The following is a 6,910-nucleotide window of genomic DNA, read 5'->3' as shown; positions in this document are numbered from 1 at the left end:
GAAATCCGGTGGGCGGGGCCGGGGCCGGTACGGCCCGTGCCGCGCCCTCTGCCACAGCCGCCGCCCTCAGTCCCCCACGGCTTCGGCCTCCTCCTCGGTCTCCCGCACCCGCGGGCCGAGGATGGAGGGCAGGGTCTCCACGAACCAGGTGTAGATCACCACCGTGCCGGCGGTGGCGCCCACGGAGAACAGGATCTCCGCCACGCTGGGCGTGTACTGCGAACCCAGGGCGCCCATCAGCGCCGTGAAGCCCACGTTGAGGCGCAGGGCGATCATGCCCAGCACGGTGAGCAGGCCGCCGGCCACCAGGCCCGCCCTGGTATACCGGGCCCGGGAGGAGAGGATGACGATCGGCGCCACGAAGCCGACCAGGATCTCCGCCCACCAGAGCAGGGTCTCCACCCGGGGGGCGAAGAGCAGCCCCAGCTGGCCATCCGCCGCCAGCCAGCCCACCCGCCAGAGCAGCACGGCCGAGAGGAAGCCGGCGCACCAGGGGGCCAGCCGCGCCAGCGCGTCACGCTCGAACTTGATCTTGTAGTAGGCGCTGGTGAAGCCCTCGATCACCATCATCATGCCGAGGCCGGTGGCGATCGAGCTCAGCAGGTAGACGTAGTTCAGCCACGGATGGTACCAGAGCGGGTCCATGCGGCGGCCGGTGATCATGAACAGCGTGCCCAGCGAGGAGTGGTGCATCGTGGAGAGCAGCACGCCCACCAGCACGAAGCCCGGCAGGATCTTGTGCAGCGCGTGGTCGGCCCGCTTCACCCACGGCCGCTTCTGCTCCTCCGCCACCCGGCTGATGTTCTCGAAGAAGAGCACGATCAGGTAGAGGAAGACGCACCAGGCGATCTCAAACAGCGGCGAGTGCAGGTTGCCGCCGAAGACGATGGGGTTGATGATGCGCCAGGGGATGCCGATGTCGAAGGCCAGGCGCACGCCCATCGAGAGGTACATGATCGCGGCCCAGATCACCGCCCGGCGGTTGATGTACTCGTACCGCTCGCCGCCCGGGGTGAAGTAGCGCACGAAGGCCATCACGAACCCCGTCGCCCCCAGCGGCACCACGACCACCACGTCGTAGATCTTCCAGAGGCCCCAGGGCATCGAGTCGTTGAGGCCGGTCACGGCCCCGAGGCCCACGAAGAGGCGCACCAGGGCGACAACAGCGGCCGCACCGAACAGGAGGAGCAGGAGCGCCTTGCCCGGCGTCATGCGCCAGCGCCACCACTCCAGCTGCAGGAGCCGCGTGGGCTTGCAGGTGCTCGTCATGCTGGTCGTGCTCACTGCGCCACGCCTCCCCTCTGCTCGGCCTCAATCAGCGCCCGCCGCTTCGAGTAGGCCATGAGCCCCAGCGAGAGCACGGCCACGCCGCTCACCAGGGCCGGCAGCTGCCGCATGGCCTTCCAGGTGAAGCTGGGCACCGGGTCGGTGGTCACGTCGGTGTTGAGGGCGGTGAGGTCCAGCGGCACGGACGAGATGTAGAGCACCGAGGTGCCGCCCGCCTCGTGCTCCCCGTAGATGTGGTCGACGTACCTGCCGCCGCCCCTGGCGATGCGCTCCCGGGCCAGCTTCAGCAGGTCGTCCCGCTCGCCGAAGATGATGGCGTCGGCCGGGCAGGTGGCCGCGCAGGCCGGTTCCAGGCCCGCCTCGATGCGGTCGAAGCAGAAGTCGCACTTGCGCATGCGGGGCACGACCTGGTCGTACTCGTACTTGGGCACCCCGAAGGGGCAGCCGATCTGGCAGTAGCGGCAGCCGATGCACTTGTCGTGGTCGATGGTGACGGCGCCGTTCGGATTCTTCTTGATGGCACCGGCGATGCAGACCGACTCGCAGGCCGGCTCCAGGCAGTGCAGGCAGCCGGTCTTGGTGAAGGTGGAGACGGTCTTGCCGTTCACCTCGGCCGTGATGAACTCGATGGTCGTCCAGGTGTAGGCAGACCGCTTCTGCGGGTTGGTGTAGTCCGTTCCCAGGCTGGTCTCCTCTCCGGGCAGGTCGTTCCACTGCTTGCAGGCCACCTGGCAGCCCCGGCAGCCCATGCACTTGGAGAGGTCGATGAGCATTCCGTAAGCCATGAGCCTACCCCCTTACCGGGCCGGAGCCGCCGGCCTTCTTCACGTTGCAGAGGAACGCCTTGTACTCGGGGATGTTGGTGTTGGCATCCCCCACGTGCGGCGTGAGCACGTTGGCGGAGGCGCCGGTGAACTTGCCCATGTAGCCCCAGTGCCAGGGCATGCCCACGATTTCGATCTCCCGGCCGTGGACCCGCACGGGCCGCATGCGGGGCGTGACCATGGCCGGGGCCACCAGCGAGCCGCGGACGGTGGTCACCTCCACCCGGTCCCCGGGCTGCACGCCCAGCCTGGCGGCCAGGCTCGGCGAGATCTCGACGAACATGTCGGGCATCAGCTCGCCCAGCCAGGGGAGGGACCGGGTCATGGCGCCGGACTGCCAGTGCTCGGTCACCCGGTAGGTGGTGCAGATGTACGGGAAGTCGGGGTCCTCGGCCTCGGTGAGCCGGCCGAACTCGCCCTTGCCGGAGATGGTGATGGCGGGGTTGAACTGCCGCCGGTTCAGCCGGTTGGCCACCGGCGACTCCACCGGCTCGTAGTGCTCGGGGATCGGTCCGTCCTTCATGCCGGACGGGGACCAGAGTGCGGCGACCCCCTCCTGCATCATGATGAAGGGGTTCTGCGCCGAGACTTCGGGCGGGTTGGCGGCGGCGAAGTCGGGCACGTCCTGGCCGGTGAACTTCTCGCCGTCCCACCAGAGCAGGGCCCGCTCCGGATCCCACGGCCGCCCCTGTTCGTCCGCCGAGCAGCGGTTGTAGAGGATGCGCCGGTTGGCCGGCCAGGCCCAGGCCCAGCCCAGGTGGGTGCCCAGGGTGGTGCCCGGCTCGTCCTTCACCCGGCTCTTGCACTTCGGCGTCTCGAAGTTGTCGAAGTAGCCGGTGTAGATCCAGCAGCCGCAGGCGGTGGAGCCGTCTTCCTGGAGGCTTCCGAAGCTGGTGAGGCCCTTCCGGTCGGCCCAGGTGTAGCCGTTGATCTCGAAGGCCACCTTCTCGGAGGACGGGTGCCCGCTGCCGTCGTCATAGTCCCAGTGAAGCTTCAGGATCGGGTCGGGGAAGACCCCGCCCTCGGTGGCGTACAGCTCCCGTAGCTTCTTGTAGAGCCGGTCGGCGATCCACAGGTCGTCGTGTGCGTCACCCATGGGCTCGACGGCCTTGTCGCGCCACTGGATCCAGCGGCCGGAGTTGGTGACGGTACCGCATTTCTCGTAGGAAGCGGCGGCCGGCAGCAGGAAGACCTCGGTCTGAATCTCGGCCGGATTCATGCCCGGCCCCTTCCAGAAGGCCGCCGTCTCGGTCTCAAAGAGGTCGACCACCACCAGCCAGTCGAGATTGGCCAGCGCCGCCCGCTCCTTCGAGACGTTGGGGCCGCCCACGGCGAAGTTCTGGCCCCAGGCGAAGAGGCCCTTGAGCTCGCCCCGTCCCATCGCCTCGAAGATGGACATGTGGGTGTGGTCGCGGCTGTCCAGCTTCGGCAGGTAATGGTAGGCGAACTCGTTCTCCGGCGTGGCGTTCTCGCCCCACCAGGCCTTCAGCAGCGAGATCATGAACTTGCGCCGGTTGGACCAGAAGCCCGACTTGGGCGTCGTCGCCTGGTAGGCCTCGAGCGTCGGGTGGGTCTTCGCCGCCGGCATCGGCATGTAGCCGGGCAGGTTGTTCCAGAGCATCGCCAGGTCGGTGGAACCCTGCACGTTGGACTCGCCGCGGTGGGCGTTCACGCCGCCGCCGGGGATGCCGATGTTGCCGAGGAGCAGCTGCAGCATCGCCACCGCCCGCACGTTCTGGGAGCCGTGGGACGACTGGGTGATGCCCATCGCGTACATGATGTTGCCCGCCTTATCCGGCCGGCCGGTGGAGGTGAAGAGCTCGGCCACCTCCAGGAACTCCTCCACCGTCATGCCGCAGGTCTCGGCGACCATCTCGGGCGTGTAGCGGCTGTAGTGCTTCTTCATGAGCTGGAAGACGCACTGCGGATGCGTGAGCGTCGGGTCCTTGAGGATGTTGCCCTCCGTGTCGAGCTGGTACTGCCAGGTCGTGGTGTCGTAGGTCACCTGGCCGTCCTCGCCCACCTGGGCCCCGGAGAAGAGGCCGTCCTCAAACTGGAAGTCCGGGTGGATGAGGTAGCTGGCGTTGGTGTACTTCACCACGTAGTCGTGGAAGTACCGGCCGTGGGTCATGGCGTAGTTCATCAGGCCGCCGAGGAAGGCGATGTCGGTGCCCGGACGGATCGGCACGTAGAGATCGGCCTTCGCCGCCGTGCGGTTGAACTTCGGGTCCACCACGATCAGCTTGGCGCCCCGGGTCTCCCGGGCCCGGTCGATCCAGCGCATGGAGATCGGGTGGTTCTCGGCCGGGTTGGTGCCCAGCACCATGAACACGTCGGTGTTCTGGTAGTCGTTCCAGTGGTTCGTCATCGCTCCACGGCCAAACGAGGGGGCCAGACCGGCCACCGTGGAGCTGTGTCAGAGGCGGGCGTGGTGCTCGAGCCGCACCACGCCTAAGGCGCGCATCAGCTTGCCGATGACGTAGTTCTCCTCGTTGTCGAGGGCCGCCGAGCCGATGTGGGCCAGGGCGAAGGTGCGGTTGACGGTGACGCCGTTTTCGTCCACCGTCTCGAAGGTGGCGTCGCGCACCTCCTTCACCTTCCGGGCGATCCGGTCGATGGCCCAGTCCCAGTCCTTCTCCTCCCAGTTGCTGGCCCCGGGGGCCCGGTAGAGGACCTTGGTCAGCCGACGGGGATTGGGCACGTAGCGGTTGTCCTTGCCGGCCACCAGCCGCAGGTTCAGGATGGACGCGCCCTTGGGACAGAGGGTGCCCTCGTTGATCGGGTGGTCGGGGTCGCCGTTCACGTGCACGACCTCGCCGTCCTTCACCCACAGCTGGATGCCGCAGCCCACCGAGCAGTACGGACAGATGGTCCGGTAGTCCCTGGCCCCCTCCAGCTTGAGCTCGCCGCGGGTCCCGGCCTCCGCCTCATCCGCCAGCCCCAGGAGGGAGAGGGCTCCGCCCGCCGCCAGCGATGTCTTCAGCAGTTCGCGCCGGGTCAGTGTCAAGACTTCCACCCCCATGTGGTCAGAGAAGACCGTTTCGATCCAAAGTGCTATGGGTGCGCTGTTCCTCTGGACGAACGGTTTACTCTCAGCTTACCTTTGGTCTAGGCGGACGGAAAATAGGTCAGGGTGGAGGTTTTGTGATGGTACGCTTGGCTCCTGGGTCTAATTGTTAGCGCGATCACAATCCCGACGGTGGATGTTACCCCCTTCACAAGCCGGGGCGAACGACCGTTGGATAGGTCCTTTTGGCTGGGGCCATCAGGCGGTATCTTCCCGCTGTGATGCTCACTTCTGCCTATCTCCCGCGGTCTCGTGGCCGCCGGGACGGGCGCGGCCTGTGTAGAGACAGATAGGCGGGCCCTGGTGTGGACCCGCCCTTTGTTCATAGCCATGTGGCGGCGTATCAGGATGATTGGCAGTTATATAGAACTAGGTATTCCATGCTAGGCAGTCTACATGCGCAGATTGTGAAGGCTATCACGACCATAGTGCTTGAGCGTTATTCCGAAAGTTTGGATGTGTGGCATGGGTGAGACGCGTTTTAAGTCACCTGCAGATTTACGCGTCTTGCGCCTGCAGCAAGGCCAGGCCGTCCGCGGGAGCGCGGGGGAGGCACAGACTGGCCCGGCTGCCGGTGAGGCCCTCATTTACCCGGCCACAACGGCGCCTCCGGAGGCTGGTCGCCACACGGGCCGGGCCATGGCCGGCGGCGCACCGGCGCGACAGAGGCTGGCCGGGGAATGCAGACACACAGGGCCCCGCCGGGGATCGGGCCGGGCGCCCGGTCCCGTGCCGGTCCGTGTGGGGCCACGTAACGCGCGGCCGGGGCGGGCACTCAGTGCGTGTGCCCGCCAGCCCGCAGGAGCACGTAGACCAGCATCATCCCCAGCAGTGACAGCCAGGGCAGCTCCTCCCGCCGCAGGGCCCGCGGCAGCAACTCGGACGCCCCCACGTAGAGGATGCCGCCGGCGGTGATGCCCAGTCCGCCCGCGGTGAGGGCGCCCCCGCCGCCCAGGTATCCCAGCCAGGCGCCGGCCACGGTGGCCGTGGCGGCGGTCGCCAGGTTGAACAGGGCAACCCGGGTCGAGCCGGTGGCCGTGCGGAAGAGCGCGGCGCCGCTGATGCCCTCGGGGATCTTGTGCAGCATGAGCCCGATCACCACCAGCCGCGCGGCCGGGCCCGCATGCCGCAGCGCCAGCCCCAGCGCCACCCCTTCCAGCAGGCTGTGCAGGCCCATGCTGGCCAGCGCGGTCCAGGCGGAACCCGTCCCCTCCTCCCCGCCCTGCCGGCCACCCACCAGCGCCCGCAGCAGCAAGAACAGGCCGAACCCCGCGCCCAGGGCCCCCGCCCCTCCGGGGGCGCTCACCGCCCCCGGCACCAGAGACAGCAGGGCGGTGCCCACCAGGAAGCCCGCACCCAGGGCCGCAACCTGCTCCACCTCGCCGCGCACGTCGGCCAGCCGCAACGCCACCCATCCCCCGGCCATGTGGACCAGCGCGGCCGTGAGCGAGACCAGTGTGACGACTCCCATCGCGCCCCCCTCCGGGGGCATGTATACGCCCTGTGGGACAGCCTGAGAAGGGGACGGCGGGGTTGCGGAGGGACCCGTCGCATCCACCCGTGGCGCCAGGGAGCAACGGCCTTCGGGCCCGGCGATTGCCTTGCCCTCATCCGGACACACGGCGAAACGTTGCAAGTGCATCTTGCAAAACTGTAAGGAAGAAGTTCGCATCCGTCACGTAATTCGCAGGAAGTCCCTCACCGCGGCCGCTACACTGGGGGCAGAACCCCG

At 67.9% G+C, this 6,910-nt stretch carries 4 protein-coding genes; all 4 read right to left on the bottom strand.

Annotated elements, in window-relative coordinates; all coding sequences use genetic code 11:
* Nucleotides 1–66: 66 nt before the first annotated feature.
* Complete coding sequence (locus AB2385_RS10895) at nt 67–1,284, bottom strand: hypothetical protein (RefSeq protein ID WP_367655020.1); 1,218 nt, start codon at nt 1,282–1,284, stop codon at nt 67–69.
* Nucleotides 1,281–2,072, bottom strand: coding sequence for a 4Fe-4S dicluster domain-containing protein (locus AB2385_RS10890; RefSeq protein ID WP_367655019.1), 792 nt, complete (start codon nt 2,070–2,072; stop codon nt 1,281–1,283). The genes AB2385_RS10895 and AB2385_RS10890 overlap by 4 nt, the downstream gene beginning before the upstream one ends.
* Before the next feature lie 4 nt (nt 2,073–2,076).
* Nucleotides 2,077–5,118 (bottom strand): formate dehydrogenase-N subunit alpha, encoded by a 3,042-nt coding sequence (fdnG, locus tag AB2385_RS10885; RefSeq protein ID WP_367655018.1) that lies wholly within the window; start codon nt 5,116–5,118, stop codon nt 2,077–2,079.
* 835 nt (nt 5,119–5,953) lie between these two features.
* Nucleotides 5,954–6,649 (bottom strand): ZIP family metal transporter, encoded by a 696-nt coding sequence (locus tag AB2385_RS10880; protein ID WP_367655017.1) that lies wholly within the window; start codon nt 6,647–6,649, stop codon nt 5,954–5,956.
* Between the last annotated feature and the right edge of the window lie 261 nt (nt 6,650–6,910).

Origin of the sequence: Symbiobacterium sp., assembly GCF_040797425.1 — a bacterium.
In the GTDB taxonomy this organism is placed as follows: Bacteria; Bacillota; Sulfobacillia; order Symbiobacteriales; family Symbiobacteriaceae; genus Symbiobacterium.
The sequence above is the reverse complement of the archived record's forward strand: the minus strand, read 5'-3'. Positions and strand labels throughout refer to the sequence as shown.

Bases quoted from the DNA above. Each gene is read 5' to 3' on its own strand.
- AB2385_RS10880 (WP_367655017.1), bottom strand. From the start codon at position 6,649: ATGGGAGTCGTCACACTGGTCTCGCTCACGGCCGCGCTGGTCCACATG.
- AB2385_RS10890 (WP_367655019.1), bottom strand. From the start codon at position 2,072: ATGGCTTACGGAATGCTCATCGACCTCTCCAAGTGCATGGGCTGCCGG.